Annotated in this window: 17 protein-coding genes; 5 read left to right on the top strand and 12 right to left on the bottom strand. The window is 62.8% G+C overall.

The genetic code is table 11. The features are described 5' to 3' along the window. The first annotated feature begins 21 nt into the window (after positions 1-21). Positions 22-1,914: a GNAT family N-acetyltransferase gene (locus HPY67_00580; GenBank protein ID NPV03219.1), complete on the top strand. Its 1,893-nt coding sequence runs from the start codon at positions 22-24 to the stop codon at positions 1,912-1,914. A gap of 182 nt (positions 1,915-2,096) precedes the next feature. Here HPY67_00580 and HPY67_00575 read toward each other — a convergent pair whose 3' ends face one another. Then, positions 2,097-3,131 carry a LysM peptidoglycan-binding domain-containing protein gene (locus HPY67_00575; protein NPV03218.1) on the bottom strand — a complete coding sequence of 345 codons (1,035 nt, stop codon included), beginning with the start codon at positions 3,129-3,131 and terminating at the stop codon, positions 2,097-2,099. Positions 3,132-3,664: 533 nt separating this feature from the next. Between HPY67_00575 and HPY67_00570 the strand changes: the two genes are divergently transcribed. Next, positions 3,665-4,996 carry an acyl-CoA dehydrogenase gene (locus HPY67_00570; GenBank protein NPV03217.1) on the top strand — a complete coding sequence of 444 codons (1,332 nt, stop codon included), beginning with the start codon at positions 3,665-3,667 and terminating at the stop codon, positions 4,994-4,996. Between the two features lie 64 nt (positions 4,997-5,060). On the opposite strand, the gene HPY67_00565 is transcribed toward HPY67_00570, so the two are convergent. Continuing rightward, positions 5,061-5,360, bottom strand: a complete 300-nt coding sequence (locus HPY67_00565) for a hypothetical protein (GenBank protein NPV03216.1) — start codon at positions 5,358-5,360, stop codon at positions 5,061-5,063. Positions 5,361-6,135: 775 nt separating this feature from the next. On the opposite strand from HPY67_00565, the gene HPY67_00560 reads away from it, so the two are divergent. Next, positions 6,136-6,387, top strand: a complete 252-nt coding sequence (locus HPY67_00560; protein ID NPV03215.1) for a hypothetical protein — start codon at positions 6,136-6,138, stop codon at positions 6,385-6,387. 315 nt (positions 6,388-6,702) lie between these two features. Continuing rightward, complete coding sequence (locus HPY67_00555; GenBank protein ID NPV03214.1) at positions 6,703-6,867, top strand: zinc ribbon domain-containing protein; 165 nt, start codon at positions 6,703-6,705, stop codon at positions 6,865-6,867. Between the two features lie 35 nt (positions 6,868-6,902). On the opposite strand, the gene HPY67_00550 is transcribed toward HPY67_00555, so the two are convergent. The 9 genes from HPY67_00550 to HPY67_00510 all read right to left on the bottom strand — a co-directional run bounded on the left by HPY67_00550 (position 6,903) and on the right by HPY67_00510 (position 13,973). Continuing rightward, positions 6,903-7,460, bottom strand: a complete 558-nt coding sequence (locus HPY67_00550) for an NUDIX hydrolase (protein ID NPV03213.1) — start codon at positions 7,458-7,460, stop codon at positions 6,903-6,905. Positions 7,461-7,470: 10 nt separating this feature from the next. Continuing rightward, the gene (locus HPY67_00545) at positions 7,471-7,917 is read right to left on the bottom strand and encodes a universal stress protein (GenBank protein NPV03212.1); all 447 of its coding nucleotides are present in this window, start codon (positions 7,915-7,917) and stop codon (positions 7,471-7,473) included. Between the two features lie 162 nt (positions 7,918-8,079). Continuing rightward, the gene (locus tag HPY67_00540; protein ID NPV03211.1) at positions 8,080-8,859 is read right to left on the bottom strand and encodes a hypothetical protein; all 780 of its coding nucleotides are present in this window, start codon (positions 8,857-8,859) and stop codon (positions 8,080-8,082) included. 70 nt (positions 8,860-8,929) lie between these two features. Further along, positions 8,930-10,273, bottom strand: a complete 1,344-nt coding sequence (locus HPY67_00535) for a VWA domain-containing protein (GenBank protein NPV03210.1) — start codon at positions 10,271-10,273, stop codon at positions 8,930-8,932. Then, complete coding sequence (locus HPY67_00530) at positions 10,273-11,217, bottom strand: MoxR family ATPase (protein ID NPV03209.1); 945 nt, start codon at positions 11,215-11,217, stop codon at positions 10,273-10,275. The genes HPY67_00535 and HPY67_00530 overlap by 1 nt, the downstream gene beginning before the upstream one ends. Next, entirely contained in the window at positions 11,214-12,350 is a 1,137-nt protein-coding gene (locus HPY67_00525) for a hypothetical protein (protein NPV03208.1), read from the bottom strand. Before HPY67_00525 ends, HPY67_00530 begins: the two co-directional genes overlap by 4 nt. Positions 12,351-12,368: 18 nt before the next feature. Further along, on the bottom strand, positions 12,369-12,854 hold the full coding sequence (locus HPY67_00520) for a MarR family transcriptional regulator (GenBank protein NPV03207.1): 486 nt from the start codon (positions 12,852-12,854) through the stop codon (positions 12,369-12,371). Positions 12,855-13,061: 207 nt separating this feature from the next. Further along, positions 13,062-13,484 (bottom strand): ferritin, encoded by a 423-nt coding sequence (locus HPY67_00515; protein ID NPV03206.1) that lies wholly within the window; start codon positions 13,482-13,484, stop codon positions 13,062-13,064. Positions 13,485-13,706: 222 nt separating this feature from the next. Continuing rightward, entirely contained in the window at positions 13,707-13,973 is a 267-nt protein-coding gene (locus HPY67_00510) for a hypothetical protein (protein ID NPV03205.1), read from the bottom strand. Between the two features lie 426 nt (positions 13,974-14,399). On the opposite strand from HPY67_00510, the gene HPY67_00505 reads away from it, so the two are divergent. Then, the gene (locus HPY67_00505) at positions 14,400-17,360 is read left to right on the top strand and encodes a DUF748 domain-containing protein (protein ID NPV03204.1); all 2,961 of its coding nucleotides are present in this window, start codon (positions 14,400-14,402) and stop codon (positions 17,358-17,360) included. Between the two features lie 21 nt (positions 17,361-17,381). Here the strand turns inward: HPY67_00505 and HPY67_00500 are convergent, their stop codons facing one another. Then, entirely contained in the window at positions 17,382-17,792 is a 411-nt protein-coding gene (locus tag HPY67_00500) for a hypothetical protein (protein ID NPV03203.1), read from the bottom strand. Positions 17,793-17,824 lie beyond the last annotated feature (32 nt).

The following is a 17,824-nucleotide window of genomic DNA, read 5'->3' as shown; positions in this document are numbered from 1 at the left end:
GCAAGGAAAGGGAAGCCCGTCATGAGTGAGAATCGAAACTCCCTTGACCTCTGGAGGCAGCGTTACCCCCGCAAGTTCGCTGCGGAGAAAGAAATTTTCAGCAACATTCACCGGGGCGACACGATTTTCATCGCCTCGGCCTGCGCCGAGCCCCAGCATCTGGTCCATGCCATGATCCGCTACGTCAAGGAGAACCCGAAGGCCTTCTTCGACGCCGAAGTCCTGCACATCCGGACCCTCGGCGTGGCCCCCTACGCCGACGAGAAGTTCAAGTCCAACTTCCGGCACAATTCCTTCTTCATCGGCGACAGCACCCGCGGGGCTGTCAACAAGGGGCTGGCGGATTACACGCCGGTCAACCTCTCCCAGGTGCCGGGCCTCTTCCGCCGCGGCCTCGAGCAGGTGGACGTGGCGCTGCTGCAGACCTCGCTGCCCGACGAACACGGCTACCTCAGCGTGGGGGTCAGCGTGGACATTGTCAAGGCCGCCGCCGAGACGGCCCGGGTGGTCGTCGCACAGGTCAACCGGTACATGCCGCGGGTCCACGGCGACACCTTCATCCACGTCGACGACATCGATTTCCTCGTCCCCTACGACGAGCCGCTGCTCGAGTACTATCCCGCGGCCGACACGGAAATCGCCCAGCGGATCGGAAACTACGTGGCCCGCCTCATCGGGGACGGCGACACGATCCAGGTCGGCTACGGGACGATCCCCAACGCCGTTCTCGCAAACCTGCACGGCAAGAAGCACCTGGGCATCCACACGGAACTCATCAGCGACGGCATCGTCGAGTTGATGAAGCAGGGCGTCGTCGACAACTCCCGCAAGACCGTCAACCGGGGAAAGACCGTCGCCACGTTCTGCATGGGAAGGCGGTCCACCTACGAATTCCTGCACGACAACCCCGCCATCGACTTCCGGTCCATCGACTACACGAACAACCCCCTGCTCATCGCGCGGCAGGACAACATGGTCGCCATCAACAGCGCCCTGGAGATCGATCTCACGGGCCAGGCGACGGCCGAGTCGATCGGCAAGACCTTCTACAGCGGTGTCGGGGGGCAGGCGGACTTCATGCGGGGGGCCGCCCTGGCCCGCAACGGCAAGACGATCCTCACGATCCAGTCCACGGCGGCCTGCGACGTCGTTTCGCGGATCGTCCCCTTTCTGAAGGAGGGGGCCGGGGCGACGCTGCTCCGGGGGGACGTTCAGTACGTGGTCACCGAGTGGGGCATCGCCTACCTGCCGGGCAAGAACGTCCGCGAGCGGGCCATGGAACTCATCGCCATCGCCCACCCCAAATTCAGGCCCTGGCTCATCGAGGAAGCACGGAAGAACGGTCTCATCTACAAGGACCAGGCCTTTATTCCCGGCGAGGCGGGGATCTACCCCGAGGAGCTCGAGTGCTATCGCACCACGAAAGCGGGGCTGAACCTGCTGTTCCGGCCCGTGAAGATCAGCGACGAGCACCGTCTCAAGGATTTTTTCTACTCCCTGTCGGACAACAGCATGTACCGGCGCTTCATCTCCTACCGCCAGGACATGCCCCACGAGCGTCTCCAGGACTTCGTCGTCATCGACTACACGAAGAAGATGGAGATCCTGGCCGTGATGGGCGAGGAGGAAAAGGAGGAGATCGTCGGGCTCGGCCAGTACGAGATCGAGCAGGACAGCCACATGGCGGAGGTTGCCTTCGCGGTCAGCGACAGCCACCAGAACCAGGGCATCGGCCAGGAGCTGCTCGGCTATTTGACCTACCTGGCCAGAAGGCGGGGACTCCTGGGATTCACGGCGGAGGTCCTTCTCGAGAACCGCCCCATGCTTCACGTCTTCGAAAAGATGGGCTTCGACATGGAAAAGCGCGTCGGGGCGGGAGTGTACGAGCTCAGGATGCTGTTCCGGGAACAGTGACCGGTCGGCCGAGAGGACGTTGAACGGTTGATCTCGAACCTTGCGCCTGACGTCTTGAAAGCACGTGAATGTAAGAAGGTAAGGGGATCAGAACATTGGCCAGGCCTGCTGTTCATTCCCTCTCCGATTCCCCGACCTTCTCACCTTCTCACCTTCTCACCCTCTTCCCCTCCGGAACGTGTTCATCCCCCTGGCGGGTGCGCCGCCTCCGCCGAGGGGGTCATGGCCGGCCCGGGGACCGCAGCGGGCATGCCCGGGGCTTTCGGTGTTTTCGCCTTTGCGGACGCATCCGCCTCGATCAGCCGGACGCCGCCGATGAACCGGCTGCTGAAATAGGCCGAGTCGATGTCATCGACCTTGCCCCCGCGGTTTCTCGACGAGAGGTGGAAGAATTCGCCGCCGCCGAGAAAAATCCCCACGTGGATCCGGTTCTTTCGGGTTCGGAAGAAAACAAGATCCCCCGTGTCGAGATCGCCTCGCTCGATCCGCTTGCCGCAGCGGAGCTGCTCCCGTGCCGTTCTCGGCAGATCGATGCCGAAGACGCCGTAGATCTTTCGGGTGAAGGCCGAGCAGTCGATGCCCCGCATCGAGTTGCCGCCGAGCTTGTACGGCACGCCCTCGAAGGACTTCACCATCCTGACGAAGAGATCAGGCTCCGCAAGACCCCTCCAACGGTTCGGTGCAGGCAGGGGAAAGCCCTCCCCCGGCTCCACGGCCTCATCCCGCGCAGCCAGCTCATCGGCCTCGATGGACCCCGCTTCTTCGAGATCATCAACCTCGGCGGGATCGATGACGGACTCTTTCAGCACGAGCCGCTGCCCCGTCTTCAGCTTCGAGGAACGAAGCCCGTTCATCTTGCGTATCTCGGATGCCGGGACACCGGTCTTCGCGGCCACCCCGGCAAGCGTGTCCCCCCGCTGCACGACGTACACCTCCGGGTCTAAAGGGGAGCTCCTGTCTTTCGAGGGCTTTTCAGCCGCCCTTTTCGCCGATCTGCCGTCGGGGATCACAAGGACCTGGCCGACCTTGAGGGCGTCACCCTCGAGACCGTTGGCGCTCCGGATGGAGTCCATGCTGACGCGGAATTTTTTTGCGATCCGGTACAGGCTGTCGCCGGGTCTCACCCTGTAGCGCTCCGCATCTGCGGAAGACGGGACCAGAAGGAACAGAACGAACCCGATCAGGAAGGCCCACAGGCAGGCCCGTCGTCTCTTCATGGCTGTCCCTCCCCTCCTTTGAATCCAGACATCGGCGATGAGACCGAACCCGCGGGCGTCAGTCCTCTCCGGCAAAGGCGGACTGCGCTCCGTCCGTGCCTGCCCGCATCCCCACCCCGCGCGGGACTGCGCGGGTGTTTCACACTGTGAAAACGAAGACGGGCTGTCAATCCTCTCCCCCGCGCCCGTCTGCGCGAGCAGAAAAACGGTGCGGCAGTCTTGCGCATCCGGCGGACCCTCAGACGCAGCGGGCCGGGTCCGTCTGCTCTCTAGGACTTTTTCCCCCGGACGAGAAAGTAGATGGCGGCAACGATGATGATCCCGATCAGGATGTACATGGCGATTGTCATGGGTCGAACCCTCCTTCGAAATTCGTCACACTATAGCAGAAATCCGTGAAATGAAAAACCCGCCGATCGGGGCGGATCAAGAACGCCTTGCCAGCCGGAGCCGTTTCGTTCTATAAAGGTGCATCGCCGCCTGGATGTGTCCGTCACCGATCACCCCCGCACGACCCGCAAAGGAGGCCGCCGATGCTCAATTTCGCACTCACCCCGGAACAGATCGAACTGCGGGACAAGGCCCGCCGCTTCGCCCTGGACGAGGTTCTTCCCATCGCCTGGCATTACGACGAAAAGGACGAGCTGCCCCTCTACATTCTGAGAAGAGCCTGGGAGGAAGGGATCATGAACCTCACCATCCCCGAGAAGTACGGCGGCCGGGGCCGGGGGCTGCTGGAGAGCGCCCTGGTTGTCGAGGAAATCTCGGCGGCCTGCGCGGGGCTGGCCACTTCGATCTTCGACAACTCGCTGGGCACCGAGCCCCTGATGCTGACGAGAAACGGAAAGCTCCGGGAAAGAATCCTCCCCATCCTGGCCAGGGAATTCAAGCTCATCTGCTTCGCCACATCGGAGCCGCTGGCGGGCTCGGACGTGGCGGGCATGCGCTGCAAGGCGGAGAAATCCGGCGACGATTACATCCTCAACGGCACGAAGTACTGGATCACCAACTCGGGGGTGGCCGACTACTTCTCCATCTTCGCGACCGTCGACGCCTCGCTCGGCCACAAGGGGATCGCGGCCTTCCTCGTCGAGAGGGGCCAGGCCGGCGTCACGGTCGGCCGGACGATCCCGAAACTGGGCCAGCGCAGCTCCAACACGGCGGGCGTTCACCTGGTCAACGTCCGGGTGCCGGCGGAAAATATCCTGGCGCAGCCGGGCGAGGGGTTCGTCATGGCCATGACCACCTTTGCCCGCACGCGCCCGATCATCGGCTCCTTCGGCGTCGGGGCCGCGCGGACGGCCATGGAGCTGGCCATCGACTATGCGAAGAAGCGACGCGCCTTCGGCGCCCGGCTGGCGGACTTCCAGGCCATCGACTTCAAGATCGCCGAGATGTACCAGAAGGTGGAAACGGCCCGCCTGCTGACCTGGAAAGCAGCATGGGAGAGCGATGCGGGGATGGACCCGACCATCTCGGCCTCGATCGCCAAGTTTTACGCCACCGAGGCCGCCTTCGAGGTGGTGAGCGAGGCCCTGCAGATTTTCGGGGGTTACGGCTACACGCGCTTCTTCCCCGTCGAGAAGCTGCTGCGCGACATGCGCCTGCCGATGATCTATGAAGGCACGAGCGAGATCCAGCGTGTGGTCGTTTCCCGCTGGATGCTCGAAGGCTACAGGCCCGTCATGCCGCCCATCGAGGACTTCCCGCTGCTGGCGCAGCACGACGTGCATCTCGAGAAAGACACCGTCGCCTGGCGCTGCCGGATATGCGGGCATACCCACTACGGCCCGGAGCCCCCCGAGGAATGCCCGCACTGTTTCTTCCCGAAGGCTTCCTTCAAGAAAGTCTGGCCCCGAAGCTAGCGGCGCCCTGTGACGGATCCCGGTCGGCAAAACACGCAGGCAGGCGGCGCCGGCTGGCCCCCTGTCAATATTCCTTGATCTCTTTGATCCGCGTGTATCGGATCACGGGAGGGTCCTTCGTGAAATCGCTGCTGACCGACACGGCATCGACGACCTGGATCTTCCCCTTGATCACCTCGTAGAGGATCACGCTGTGCCTGCCGGGACCGCGGTCGCGCACTTCAACGAAGGTTCCCCTGTCGAGTGCGGCCACGTGTCCCCCGCCCGTATCGGGCTGTTTCCTCTCCTGCGCCTGCACGGGCCCCTGCGGTCCGGCGCACAGCAGGCACAATGTCAATAAGGTCCCGATCAGGATTGTCCTCATCTGCAGCCCTCTCTTTCCCCGGATCTTCATAGTTCCTTATACCACAGACTTCCTCTCCATGACGCATGGAAAACCGGCTGCAGCGGTTCTCTCTCCTCCAGGCCGGAGCCCGTTCTGCCCGCATTGTTCGTCGTCTCCTCATGCCCGATGCCTGCTGCGTGTCCTCTGCGCCTATTCCTCTTCGTGCCCGATGCCTTTTTGATGTTTCGTTCATCCCGCGTTGAACGTTCCGTTCAAAAGAGGGCCTCCCGAGGCGCCCTGCAGGCCTCGCCGCCATCGCCTGCGCATAGTCATTTCTTTCGTGAATCCATGCACTTGCAAACTATCTGCCTTCCCCTCCCCATCCTGGCACGCTCCTTTCTATGGTATCGGGCAACAAAACAAAAACACCGAGGAGGACCTGACCATGAAAAAGACGCTTTCCACCCTGATTCTTTCCGCCGTCGTCGTTCTGATCACCGCCGGATTGCCTTCGCCGAGTACGCGGCAGCCGGGGCGGGCAACTTCCCCTACTTCCACCTGGGGGCCCTGATCGTGGGCGGCATGACGATCGTATCGCTCAAGCAGAAGTACGAGAAGCTCTACCTCAGCGAGGCGGTGGGCAGCTTTGCGATGTACGCGGCGCTGGTGGCGCTCTTCACGACCCGGTGGCCGAGGCGATCAAGAATCTGCTGTAAGAGACAGGCACTAGGCATCAGGCGTCAGTCTTCAGGAAGCAGCAGGCGCAAGGCAAAAGAGGCACGGAGTCCCGAGCGCGAGACAGGAGGCAAGGGCCATGGCAGCGCAGGTGAAGGCAAGAGTTCGGCAGATCGACTTCTCGCATATTCTCGTGATCGGTTCCTGGGGGTTTGCGATCGTGATTGCCTCGATGCTGGCGCTGTACATGGGGTACCTGCTGGACGAGATGCTGCGGACGCCGCCGACGTTCATGCTGGGGCTGTTCTTCCTGGCGCTGCTGCTGTGCATCGGCCGGCTCTACAAGGATGCCTGGGACCGTGTGGGCAGGGAGAAGAAGGCTCGGGGCTAGAGGCCCGGGGAGCCGGGGGAAACGGAACCCGCGACAGACGAAACAGACAAGACAGACCGCAGAAGGTCCTCCACGCATAAAAAAAACCCGCCCGGAGAAAATCCCGGCGGGTTTTTTCGCACCCTTTCCTACCTGAACATCCGAAGGATTATCGAAACCCTCAGATCGGGCTTGACGGATTTAGAAGTGTTTGTAAAATAGAAACGGGACAATGACGGAAAATTTCTCGAATGACGAAATATTACATTATGAATACAATGAGTTAAGCATATTCTTTCATGTTGCATATGAACATGAGGAAAGGAGGAATCAGCCGTGCCGACCTATGAGTATCGATGCGAGGACTGCAAGAAGGACTTTACGGTCGTTTTGAGCATGGCAGAGCGTGACAAGGGGAAAGTCAGCTGCCCCGTCTGCAAGAAGCGAAATGTGAAACAGCAGGTTTCCACGTTTCTGACAAAGACGAGCAAAAAGAGCTAGCCGCCCCCTGCGCGGGCAACTAGATCAAAAGCCGCTCAACGCTTGCCCTTTGCGCTACGCAGATAATCGGCGGACAGCAGGATGGCGAGCGCCGTCTTGCTGTCGACGATCCGCCCGTCGCGGATCATTCGCAGGGCATCCGGCAACCGGCACGTCAGGGTTGCAATGTCTTCGTCCTCATCGGGCGGCAGGGGGTCCCTGGTGAGATCGAACGCCATGTAAAAGTGCATGAACTCGTCGGCATACCCCGGGACAAGGTACCCCCCGAAAAGCTTGACCAGTTTCCCGGCCCGATACCCCGTCTCCTCGGCCAGTTCCCGCTGCACGCAGTCTTCCGGGGAGGCATCGTCCTCGTCCATGGTGCCGGCTGGGATTTCGACCAGGGATGCACCCACTGCATGGCGGTGCTGACGGATCAGGACGATCTCGTCCCCGCTGATGAAGGGCACGACGCCGATGGTGGGGCGGTGCTCGATCCTGCTCCGTATCATCGTCCGGCCGCCCGGCAGAAGGATCTCGTCCTCGTACAGCGTGAAGACAGGGCCCCTGTAAATGAGCGTCGACCGGGCGTTTCCCGCTTTCCTTCCATTCATCCCCATGCCCTCACTTCCGGACGACGAGAACCGGCACCCGCGACTGGCCCTGGAGGACCCCGAAGGCCACACTTCCCAGAACCGATCCGATCCCGCTCTTGCCGTGTGACCCCATCACCAGCAGGTCGGCCTTTCCGCGGCGGGCTTCCTTGAGGATCTCCTCGACGGGATGTCCCATCCGGATGACCAGTTCCGGCTTCACGCCGCTCCGTTTGCATCGTCCGGCATCCTTCGCGAGATAGGCGCCTGCAACCCGCGTGAGGTAGTCCTCGACGGGCTCCGCAATCCTCGTCGAAGTGAGCCCGGCCGGCATGGTTCGGCCCACGTAGAGGCGGTTGTCGATCACCCCGACCAGGGTGAGTGCGGCCCCCATCTTCTTGGCCATTTCGATGGCAACCTTGAGTGCCCGTCCCGACGTTCTGGAACCGTCCGACGCCACGAGAATACGCTTGATCATCTTCTTGCCCCCCCGTGCTTTGCTCTCTCGAGTGATTGCCTTTTCTTCATCCGATTCTGCCGATAACATGTCCGTTTGAAGACATCGGGTGAGAGGGTCGAACCTTTTGCCTTTTGCCTTTTGCCTTTTGCCTTTTGCCTTTTGCCTTTTGCCTTTTGCCCTTCACCTTTCACCCGCTGCTGTCAGCTCCGCATAGAGCCGCCTGCCGATCTCCATTCCCCGGTCGATGAAATCGGGCCCGTACCGGCGGCCCGTGCCGCTCCGGAACGTCTCGCGGATTCTGCCAATGCCTTCCAATCCCTTGAGAAACCGGCTGAGCAGGGCGGACAGGGGCACGTCCCGCCTCGATACCATGTCCCAGAGCATATCGGAGAAATTGTCAGGTCCCCAGCGGAATTTGTCTGCGTCGTACAGCGCGTCGGAGAGAAGCTGTCCGTCCGCATCGGCCATGGGCTGGTGCGGCCGGAAGGCCTCGTGGTTTGCGATGGCCCCCGCGATCGCTTCCAGCTCGCCCCGCCGGAGATCGTAATCGCGCAGGAGCCGCCGGACCTCCTCGGCTCCCGTCCGGGCGTGTTCCCTTTCCTCCCTTCGGATGTCGTGGAGTACACCGGCCACGTGGGCCAGCGCGACGAGCCTGCGGGTCTTTCCGGCAGGGTCCGTCGCGCCGCGCTCGATGAGAATGATGGCGCCCGCATCCACGGCCACCTTGGTCGCGTGGCCGAGCCCGTGACCGATGCGGTCGGGCCGCGCGCCGAGTTCGGTGACGGCTCTCCGCACCAGTGGGTCGGCCTGGAACAGGGCGACGGAGTTCTCGACGTGGGCGGCCTGCTGACCGTAGAACAGGGGCTCACCGACCTCGCGGGCGATCCGCCGGGCGATTGTCCGGGCTTCGAGGTACTCCTGTCTCACGTCCTTTCCCGCATCGTCATAGGTCAACGGCATCTGCACGCCGCCATGGACAAGATAGCATGGAAAAGGGGCATGCGGTAGAGGAATCCCTCGATGGCCCCGATCAGGGGACCCTGACGAGGACGCGGACGAGCTGCTCGAGGTGGCGCAGCGTGCTGCACTCCATCGCGAGGTCGCAGAGCCGCATGTAGCGTCGCATCTCCGAGTCCCCCGTCCCCCACATCGAGGGCGCCTCGGGGTTGAGCCAGATGAGTCGCCGGCAGCGATCCGCGATTTTCCGCAGGAGCTCCTCCGCCGGGTCGCCGTAGTTGCTGCGCGCATCGCCCAGGATGATCACCGTGGTCTTGCCCGTGACCGCATCGAGGTGCCGTCTCGTGAAATCCCAGAACGCGCTGCCGTAATCGGTTCTCCCCATGTGGATGTCGAGGCCCTCTCCCGTTCGGAGGCGCTCCACGGCCTCGGCGACGGGACATCGTTCGAAGATGTCACTGACCTCGAGCAGGCTCGAGCAGAACACGAAGGAGCGGATCCGCGCCACGACCTCGTTGATTCCGTAGAGCATGAGCAGGCAGAACCGGACCACGGTGGACATCGAGCGGCTCACATCGCAGAGGATGACCACGTCGGGCCGGTTCACCCGCTTCTTTTTCCATGCGGTGTCGAACAGCAGTCCCCCGTGGTGCATGTTGGCCCTGAGGGTCCGCTTGAAATCGAGCGCCCCCCGCTTTGCCCGCCGGCGCCGGCGGGAATAACGGTCGTTCATCCGCTTGACGAGCTTGCGGATGAGCGCATGCATCCGTTCGTAGTGCCGCTCTTCGAGTTCCGTGAGCCTCACGTCCCAGAGGTAACGCTCGATGACCCGCTCGGTGCTCTCGCGGGCGTAGATCTCGTACTCCTGCTCGACATACCGCCGGACCATGTCGATGAGGGCATCCCTGCCCTGCTCCAGCTGGCGGGCCGTCGCCTCTGCGCCCGCGCTCCCCTCCCGGTAGAGATCGGCGACGTACCGGTCGAGCCGATCCAGTTCCAAGGCCTGAAGGATCCGGGCCGTGAACATCCCGCGCTGCGTGAAAAAGCGGATGCTCTGCAGGTCGGCCGACCGGGCGGCGTCCCGCACGGCCAGCGCAATGCCGCCGAGATCGCCCTCCTGGATCATCCCCCCGACCGCCGGCATGTCGCCGGGCAGGCCCTCGTCTCCCTCATCGGGCCCCTGCGCGAAGGCGGCGGGCAGCGGGTGAAAAGAGAAGAACCGCTCGAAGCAGTCGTCGAAAATCTCCTTCTCGGCAACGGATTTCGCGAGCGTGGCCCCGAGGCTGCTCTTGACGACCCGGCGGTCTCCGTATCCCGCGATTGCCAGGGCCTTCGCGGCGTCGATGCTCTCCGAGACCGACACGGGCACCCCTGCGCCACGCAGGGAAACGATGAAGCGGTTCAGCACGCGGTCCATCAGACCCCTTCCTTGACGGCCCGGTCGACGAGGAGGAAGAGCTTCTCGTCGACGGCGCGGATATCCTCCTCGAACTTGAGAAAGGTGTTGAGGGTCTTCCGGGCCAGGTCCCGGTTGAGACCCTCCGCATGCAAGAGCAGAAGGGCACGTGCCCAGTCGATCGTCTCGCTGATCGAGGGGACCTTCTTGAGTTCGAGCGTTCGCACCGCGTGGATGAAGGCCACGAGCTGCCGCTCCAGCCGTTCCGGGATGCCGGGCACGTGGTGCCGGACGATCTCCCTCTCGAGTTCCGGTTCCGGGAACGGGATGAAGAGGTGGAGGCATCGGCGTTTCAGCGCCTCGCTGAGCTCCCGGGTGCTGTTGCTCGTGAGGAAGACGAAGGGCCTTGTGCTCGAGCGCACTGTCCCGATCTCGGGGATCGACACCTGGAAGTCCGAGAGGATCTCGAGCAGGAAGGCCTCGAACTCCTCGTCCGCCTTGTCCACCTCGTCGATGAGCAGAACGGCCCCGCGCTCTTCCTGCAGGGCCCTGAGCAGCGGGCGGGGTTCGAGGAACTGCGGGGAAAAGAAGATGTCCTCGTAGCGGTGCAGCGTCCGGATCGACTCGCCCAGGTCGCTTTCCTTCCGGACGATCTGGTCCAGCTTGTCCCGCAGCAGCTGGGTGTAGAGCAGCTGCTTGCCGTACTTCCACTCGTAGAGCGCCTTGGACTCGTCGAGCCCCTCGTAGCACTGGAGCCGGATGAGCGGCAGCTCCATGAACGCGGCGGCCTTCTTGGCCAGCTCCGTCTTTCCCACGCCCGCAGGCCCCTCGACCAGGACGGGCTTTTCGAGGTGAGCGGCCAGGTACACCGTCGTCGCGATCTCCGTGCTGCAGATGTAGCCGGCCCGTCTGAACCCTTCGCGAACCGCCTCAACCCCCGTGAATCTTCCGTTCCGATCCGTCATGGCTTCTCCTTCCCGCTCAGCAAGGCATATCCCCACTTGCGCCTGCGGGCCCTCAGCGCAGGGTCCCCGAGCGCTATGAGCTTGTCGAGGTCTTCCCCAAACGTGCTCGTGCCCCGTCGGCGGCCGCACCCGAGCGCCTCGGATGCTCCCCGCACCGCTTCCCGCGCGTAGCCGACGAGCCGCTGGAGTGAAACGAGCCGCCGGCCAACGGCATCGCCGCCCTCCCCGGCGTCGAGCGACAGGGCGGCTTCCACGGCCACAAGCCTTGCCGCCGCAAGCAGCGATGCCGCCTCGCCGACCCGCTCTGCGGCGGCGGTGTCGTCGCCCGGGCGGTTTGGCCATTCCCCGATCCGCTGCCGCAGCAGCCGATCGAGCCCGCCGAGCACGGCCCCGCCGGCAATGAGCACGTCCTCGGCCGCGCGGAACGGCTTCGAGAGATCCTCCCACGCCCTCCCCTCCCGGCCGATGACGGCGTCGGCGGGCACGGCGCACCGCTCGAGCCGGACGGCACAGTGCAGCGCCGGCTCCAGAAACCCGAGAGGCGGCAGGGCGGCGATGGTCAGTCCCGGGGTCTCTTTAGGAACGAGAAAGGCCGTAAAGCCCTTTCTCTCCGCCCGGCGGTCCGTCACGGCGAACGCCAGGAACATGTCCGCCAGGGGCCCGTTGGTGAGCCAAGTCTTCTCCCCGTCGAGCACGTAACGATTGCCGCTTTTGACGGCCCGCGTCCTGATTTGTTTCGGGTCACTGCCCGCCCCTGGCTCCGACAGGGCGATGGCGATTGTCTTTCTCCCCGATGCCATCGCCGGCAGGATCTCCCTCCGCTGACGGCCCGTGCCGCAACCCGCGATGAGCGTCTTCGCAACGATGAGGTGCACCGCCCACGACAGGGCGAGGCCGGGCCTGCCCCCTTCGTGCGCGAAGGCATCCATGGCTGCACGCATCTCTACATACCGGGCCCCCTCACCCCCGAACTCTGGCGGGACACTCAAGCCCAAAAGGCCCCTTCTGCCCATGGATGCCCAGAGGCCCGTCAGGCTGTCCGGTTTCCCGCCCTCCGCGTACCGCGAGGCGTCAAGACGCGCAAGGGATGCCGCCCGCCGCAGTCGCACCGCATCCTGTCTCGGCACCGCCATGGCGCGCCTCCCGTTATGCTATGTCTCGAACCGCACGAAAAACGACCGCAGGATCTTCTTGAACGACTCGATCTCCCCCTCTGCGAATCCCTCCCGGATCCGATCGTTGACCCGACGGATCACGACCCGGGCCCGCTCGATCTCCTCTCTGCCGCGTTCGGTGATGAAGACGAGAGAGGCGCGGCGGTCCGCCGTGCTCGCGTTGCGCTTGACGAAGCCTGACCGCTCGAGACGGTCGACGAGCCCCGTGAGGGTCGAGTTGTCCAGGGAAAGCACCGAGGAGAGCTCCGACATGGTCTGCCCGTCCTTCTTCTTGAGCAGAAAGAGGATTCCCGATTGTGCCGGCGTGATGGAGACGCCGGCTTCGGCCATCTCGTTCTTCAGGTACGTGCGCAGTTTGTGCTGCGCGGAGAAGACGAGGTAGATCAGCCGGTCGTCTTTCGGCGCCGGCTTTTCCGCGCCGCTGCCCCGGCCCTTCGGTTCCGAACCCGCCTTGCGGGTCATTGCCGCTTGCCCCCGATCCGCCATGGGTTGTTTGTCCTCCGGACTTATCCTTGTGCGTTTCATCCCGTCTGACGTATATTTGGCATGCCAAATAACTCCCGTCAAGGATTATTTTGCAGGCCAAATTATACCGCACCGGCATGTCCCAAAAGAAAAGCCCACGGTATCGTGGGCTTTCGTTCGCTTCTCCCCGGTTCCCCGTGAGCGCTACTTCAGGCCTTCGAGGACACTCTGGAAAAAATCGTGATGTTCCTCCTCATCGGCGAGGATCTGTCTGAACAAGCGTGCCGTCGTCGGGTCGTCTTCCGCTTGTGCGGCCGCGATGGTCTGCTTGTAGAGCTTGATGGCCCCCTCCTCGTCCTTCAGGTCGTTGGTCAGCATCTCCTTCAGGGTCTTGCCGACGAAGATCGGATCCGGCTTCGTCGTCGGGATGCCGCCCAGATAGTACAGCCGCTCGGCGATGGCCTCGGCATGCTTCATCTCCGCAACGGCGATCTTCTTCAGCTCGTCCTTGATCGTATAGTGGGGAATCCCGGACCACTGAACGTGCTGCCACATGTACTGGACCGACACCTGGATCTCCCGCGCAATCCCCTTATTCAACAGCTCCAACAGTTTCTTGCTTGCCATGGCGGATCTCCTTTGCATGAGTATCGTGTTTTCAACGTAAGAGATCTTTGCGCATCCGTCAACGAATTTCAGCGCCGCGCGGGCCCGGCAGCGACCGGACAGAAAACCCCGCTCCGTCGCGGAGCGGGGTTTTTCGTCTGCACTCGATCGGGAATCCGCCCGGATCCGATCCCGCCAGGGAATCGAGCCCGGCAAATCCTCTTGCGCCGAACCTCGACAGTCCTACTTCTTCTTCGCCTTCGCCTTGGGCTTCGCCTTCGCCTTGGGCTTAGCGGCCGCTTTCTTTTTCGGGGCGGCCTTTGCCGCTTTCGCCTTTGCGGGTTTCGTCGCCTTCTTGGCGGGCTTGGCGGCCTTCTTGGCCTTCCCTTTCTCCATCGGCACGTCGCAGCAGATCAGCTCACCGACGGCACAGTCGCAGGTCTCGTCAACGGCGACGACCAGCCCGCACACGTCGCACGTGAACAGATCACCTTTCTTCGCTTTCGCCATCTCGCTCTCCTCCTTGGTTTTTGTGTCTTTGTTCTCGCGGTTCCCGCATCAGGAGTGAGTTTTTTCTATCCGTTTTTTTTCCGCATTTCAAGCACTTTCTGCATTTGCCGCCTTCCGCGCGATGCGTTTCTTCCGGCTCTGCGCGTGCCGCGGCTCCTGCTGGATCGGCGTCACTCCCCGCAAGCCGCTTCCCTGAAGGGTTTCCCGGGGTGTCGCAGAGCGATTCGTCGCCGCATCCGCTGCAGGGGATACGGCTATGGCCCCTGCCGATCCCCGGCGTGGGCCGGGTCCCCGAATTGCCTGTTGAAAAAAAACAGAGGCTGTGCAAAATTGATACTGACGAAACGTCGATCACGACACTCGCCTTTTTCAAGCTTCAACCCCCGGTAACACCGTACCCGCAACCTGCTGCTGACGGAGTGCAAGATGGGCCGATTCAAGAGATGGTTTATAGGCGCGGCCGTCGTTCTCTTCCTTTTCACGGTCATCGGGTTCTTCGTCGTTCCCCCCTTGGTGAAGTCCTTCCTGCTGGACAATCTGTCGCAGCAGCTCCACCGCAAGGTGACCCTCACCGACGTGAGCCTGAACCCCTTCACGCTGACCCTGACGCTGAAAGGTCTCGAGATCAAGGAGCCGCCGGGCGACAAGACCTTTGTCTCCCTCGGCGAGCTCGTCGTGAATCTCGACATCCGGTCGATCTTCAAGAGGGCGCCCGTCATCGAGGAACTGTCCGTCAGGCAGCCCTACATTCACCTCGTCCGGAATCCTGACAACACCTACAACGTCTCGGACCTTCTCGCTCTGATGCAGAAAGAGGAGCCGAAGGACGAGAAGAAAGAGCCGTTCCGGTTCTCGGTGAGCAACATCGTCGTCGAGAACGGCCGTGTCGAGTTCGACGACCGGCCCTTCAAGACCATGCACGAAGTCCGCGAGATTCAGCTGGGCATCCCCTTCATCTCGAACATCCCGGAGTACGTCGACGCCTACGTCCAGCCGAGATTTGCAGCGGTGATCAACGGCGACCCCTACATCCTCGAGGGGAAGACCAAAATCTTCTCGGACACGCGGGAGACCCTCTTCAACATCCTCATCGAGGACCTCGATCTGCCCTTCTACATGGCGTACCTGCCGCACGGGATGAATTTCACGATCCCCGCCGGGAAGCTCGACGTGCAATCCACGATCACCTTTTCCATGGGGCCGGCCCGGACGCCTTCCGTCAGCCTTGCCGGCAACGTGTCGCTCAAGGACTTCGCGCTGCAGGACCGTCAAAAAAATCCCGTGGCCGGGTTCAAGCGCCTCGACGTGGTTATGACGTCGCTCGAGCCGCTCGCGTCGAAGTTTCACTTCGCCAAGATCGCCCTCGACTCCCCGGATCTCAACGTCCGCAGGGGCAAGAACGGGACGATCAACCTTCTGACCCTGATGGAGAAGGAAGGCGCACGGCCTGCCGCGGCGGCAAAACCCGCCGCCCCGGCGGAGCAGAAGCCCCTGCCGACGCTGATCCTGGACGAGTTCGACCTCAAGGGCGGCCGCATCGCCTATCGCGACGACGTGCCCGCGGAACCGGTCAGCTCGCTGATCCAGGATCTCTCGATCAAGGGGGAAAAGATCTCCACCCTGAAGGACAGCCGGGGCAGGCTGTCGGTGTCGATGGACCTCAACAAGGGAAGAGGCTCCGTCGCCGTCAGCGGCCCCGTCGGCCTGAACCCGATCTTCGCCAGCCTCGACGTCGATCTCAAGAGGGTGCGCATCCGGCCCTTCCAGGAGTACTTCACGGATCGTTTCCGCGTCAACTTCACCGACGGCGACATCTCCGCCAAGGGAACCGTCTCGGCCGCCAAGCCCCCGGACAAGGACGTGACGGTCAAATACGAGGGGAATCTCCTCCTGGGCCGCGTCGCAACGGTGGACAAGGTCAACGGGGACGATTTCGTCAAATTCAAGTCGCTGTTCGTCAACAGCGTCTCCGCCGGCTACAACCCCCTGTTCGTTCGGATCAAGGACATCGCGGTTGCCGATTTCTTCGCCCGGATCATTGTCAACGAGGACGGCTCCCTGAACGTGAAGAACGTGGCCAAACCCGAGACAGCCGAGGGAGAGGAAGCCGAGGAGGCGGCCACGGCTGCGCCTGGGAAACAGGAAGAGGCCGAACCCGGCGAGAAGAAGGAATCCATCGGCGACATCCTCGCGAAGAACATCGAGATCAACCGTATCTCGCTGCAGAACGGCACCCTCGTGTTCGACGACCGCAAGATCAAGCCCAACTTTTCGTCGACGCTCACGGAACTCACGGGTCGCGTGACCGGGGTGACCTCGATCACGACCAAACCGGCCGACGTGGACATCCGCGGCAAGATCGGACGCCAGATCCCCATGGAGATCACCGGCAAGGTCCACCCCTTCAAGGACAATCTCTTCGTGGACCTCAAGGCCTCGTTGCGCGACTTCAACCTGAGTCCCCTCACGCCCTATTCCGGCACCTACGCGGGATACAAGATCGAGAAGGGCTCGCTCTCCTTCGACCTCAAGTACCTGATCTCGGGCATGAAGCTCGACGCGGAGAACAGGGTGGTCATCGACCAGCTCACCCTGGGGGACCGCGTGGAGAGCCCCCAGGCCACCAAGCTGCCCGTCGGCTTGGCCATCACGCTGCTGAGGGACAGCGAGGGCAAGATCAACCTCGACATCCCCGTGACGGGCCGCATCGACGACCCCGAGTTCAGCGTGTGGCGCATCGTCGTCCAGGTCATCGTGAACCTCCTGACCAAGGTCGCGACGGCGCCATTCGCCCTCTTGGGCTCCCTGTTCGGGGGCGGCGAGGAGTTGAGCTACATCGAGTTCGACCCGGGCAGGGCGGATCTTTCCGAGCCGAACCTGAAGAAAATCGAGACGCTGACCAAGGCCCTGAAGGCCAAGCCGTCCCTCAGGCTGGACATCGTCGGCGGCGTGGACCTCGAACGGGACCGCGAGGGGCTCATCCGCCAACAGTTCGAGAGGAAGCTCAAGGCCCAGAAGCTCAACGATCTGGTCCGGAAGGGCGAGAAGGTCGAGTCCGTGGACTCCATCACCATCGACAAGCAGGAATATGACCGCTATCTCAAGAGGGCCTACAGCGCCGAGAAGTTCCCGAAGCCGCGCAACCTCATCGGGATGGAGAAGAGCCTGCCCAACGAGGAGATGGAGAAGCTCATGATGACCCACATCACGGTCAAGGAGGATGACCTGCGCCTCCTGGCGATGAAGCGGGCCGAGACGGTGTCGGAGGCCCTCCGCGAAAAAGGCGAGTTCGAACCGGGACGGATTTTCATCCTCGAGCCCAAGACACTGGAACCCGAGGCGAAGAAGGACGTGAAGAAGAGCCGCGTCGACTTCCGGCTGAAATGAGGTTTCGGTCCGGGTCGCCGGCTATGTCTCTTCTGCGGTTTCCTGCTGCTGCCGTCTTCCCCGGAGATAGATGACGATGCCGAACAGGAGGAACAGGCCGCCCATGATGAGCTGCCTGATCTCGTCCCCCGCCATCTGGCCTTGAAGGATCCTCATCACGGCCGTGACGACGGTAACGAGCCCGTAGAAGAGAAACAGCAGCGCCGTGAAGGACCCCACGCCGCCGAGCTTCCCCAAGGGAAAGCCCGCGCGCGGCTTGTCCTCCGCCTTGGCCGATGCGGGCTTCCTCGTCCCCATCGGCTCGGCCCGCTGTGCCCTCCCCCGGGCGTCCTTGTCCTGCCCGGCCAGATACCACAGGATCCGGTCCCTCTCCTCGGACGATCCCGCGGTCTTGAGTTTCGCGATTAGTTTCTGGCGCTCCCGCTCATCCATGGCTGCACCCTGTCGTGACGGCTCCCGAAATC

Source organism: Syntrophaceae bacterium (assembly GCA_013177795.1).
In the GTDB taxonomy this organism is placed as follows: Bacteria; Desulfobacterota; Syntrophia; order Syntrophales; family UBA2192; genus UBA2192.
This window is presented reverse-complemented; position numbering and strand designations above follow the sequence as displayed.

Excerpts from the sequence above, each read along its gene's own strand:
- HPY67_00580 (NPV03219.1), top strand. The coding sequence starts at position 22 with ATGAGTGAGAATCGAAACTCCCTTGACCTCTGGAGGCAGCGTTACCCC.
- HPY67_00575 (NPV03218.1), bottom strand. The coding sequence starts at position 3,131 with ATGAAGAGACGACGGGCCTGCCTGTGGGCCTTCCTGATCGGGTTCGTT.
- HPY67_00570 (NPV03217.1), top strand. The coding sequence starts at position 3,665 with ATGCTCAATTTCGCACTCACCCCGGAACAGATCGAACTGCGGGACAAG.
- HPY67_00565 (NPV03216.1), bottom strand. The coding sequence starts at position 5,360 with ATGAGGACAATCCTGATCGGGACCTTATTGACATTGTGCCTGCTGTGC.
- HPY67_00560 (NPV03215.1), top strand. The coding sequence starts at position 6,136 with ATGGCAGCGCAGGTGAAGGCAAGAGTTCGGCAGATCGACTTCTCGCAT.
- HPY67_00550 (NPV03213.1), bottom strand. The coding sequence starts at position 7,460 with ATGAATGGAAGGAAAGCGGGAAACGCCCGGTCGACGCTCATTTACAGG.
- HPY67_00545 (NPV03212.1), bottom strand. The coding sequence starts at position 7,917 with ATGATCAAGCGTATTCTCGTGGCGTCGGACGGTTCCAGAACGTCGGGA.
- HPY67_00540 (NPV03211.1), bottom strand. The coding sequence starts at position 8,859 with ATGCCGTTGACCTATGACGATGCGGGAAAGGACGTGAGACAGGAGTAC.
- HPY67_00535 (NPV03210.1), bottom strand. The coding sequence starts at position 10,273 with ATGGACCGCGTGCTGAACCGCTTCATCGTTTCCCTGCGTGGCGCAGGG.
- HPY67_00530 (NPV03209.1), bottom strand. The coding sequence starts at position 11,217 with ATGACGGATCGGAACGGAAGATTCACGGGGGTTGAGGCGGTTCGCGAA.
- HPY67_00525 (NPV03208.1), bottom strand. The coding sequence starts at position 12,350 with ATGGCGGTGCCGAGACAGGATGCGGTGCGACTGCGGCGGGCGGCATCC.
- HPY67_00520 (NPV03207.1), bottom strand. The coding sequence starts at position 12,854 with ATGACCCGCAAGGCGGGTTCGGAACCGAAGGGCCGGGGCAGCGGCGCG.
- HPY67_00515 (NPV03206.1), bottom strand. The coding sequence starts at position 13,484 with ATGGCAAGCAAGAAACTGTTGGAGCTGTTGAATAAGGGGATTGCGCGG.
- HPY67_00510 (NPV03205.1), bottom strand. The coding sequence starts at position 13,973 with ATGGCGAAAGCGAAGAAAGGTGATCTGTTCACGTGCGACGTGTGCGGG.
- HPY67_00505 (NPV03204.1), top strand. The coding sequence starts at position 14,400 with ATGGGCCGATTCAAGAGATGGTTTATAGGCGCGGCCGTCGTTCTCTTC.
- HPY67_00500 (NPV03203.1), bottom strand. The coding sequence starts at position 17,792 with ATGGATGAGCGGGAGCGCCAGAAACTAATCGCGAAACTCAAGACCGCG.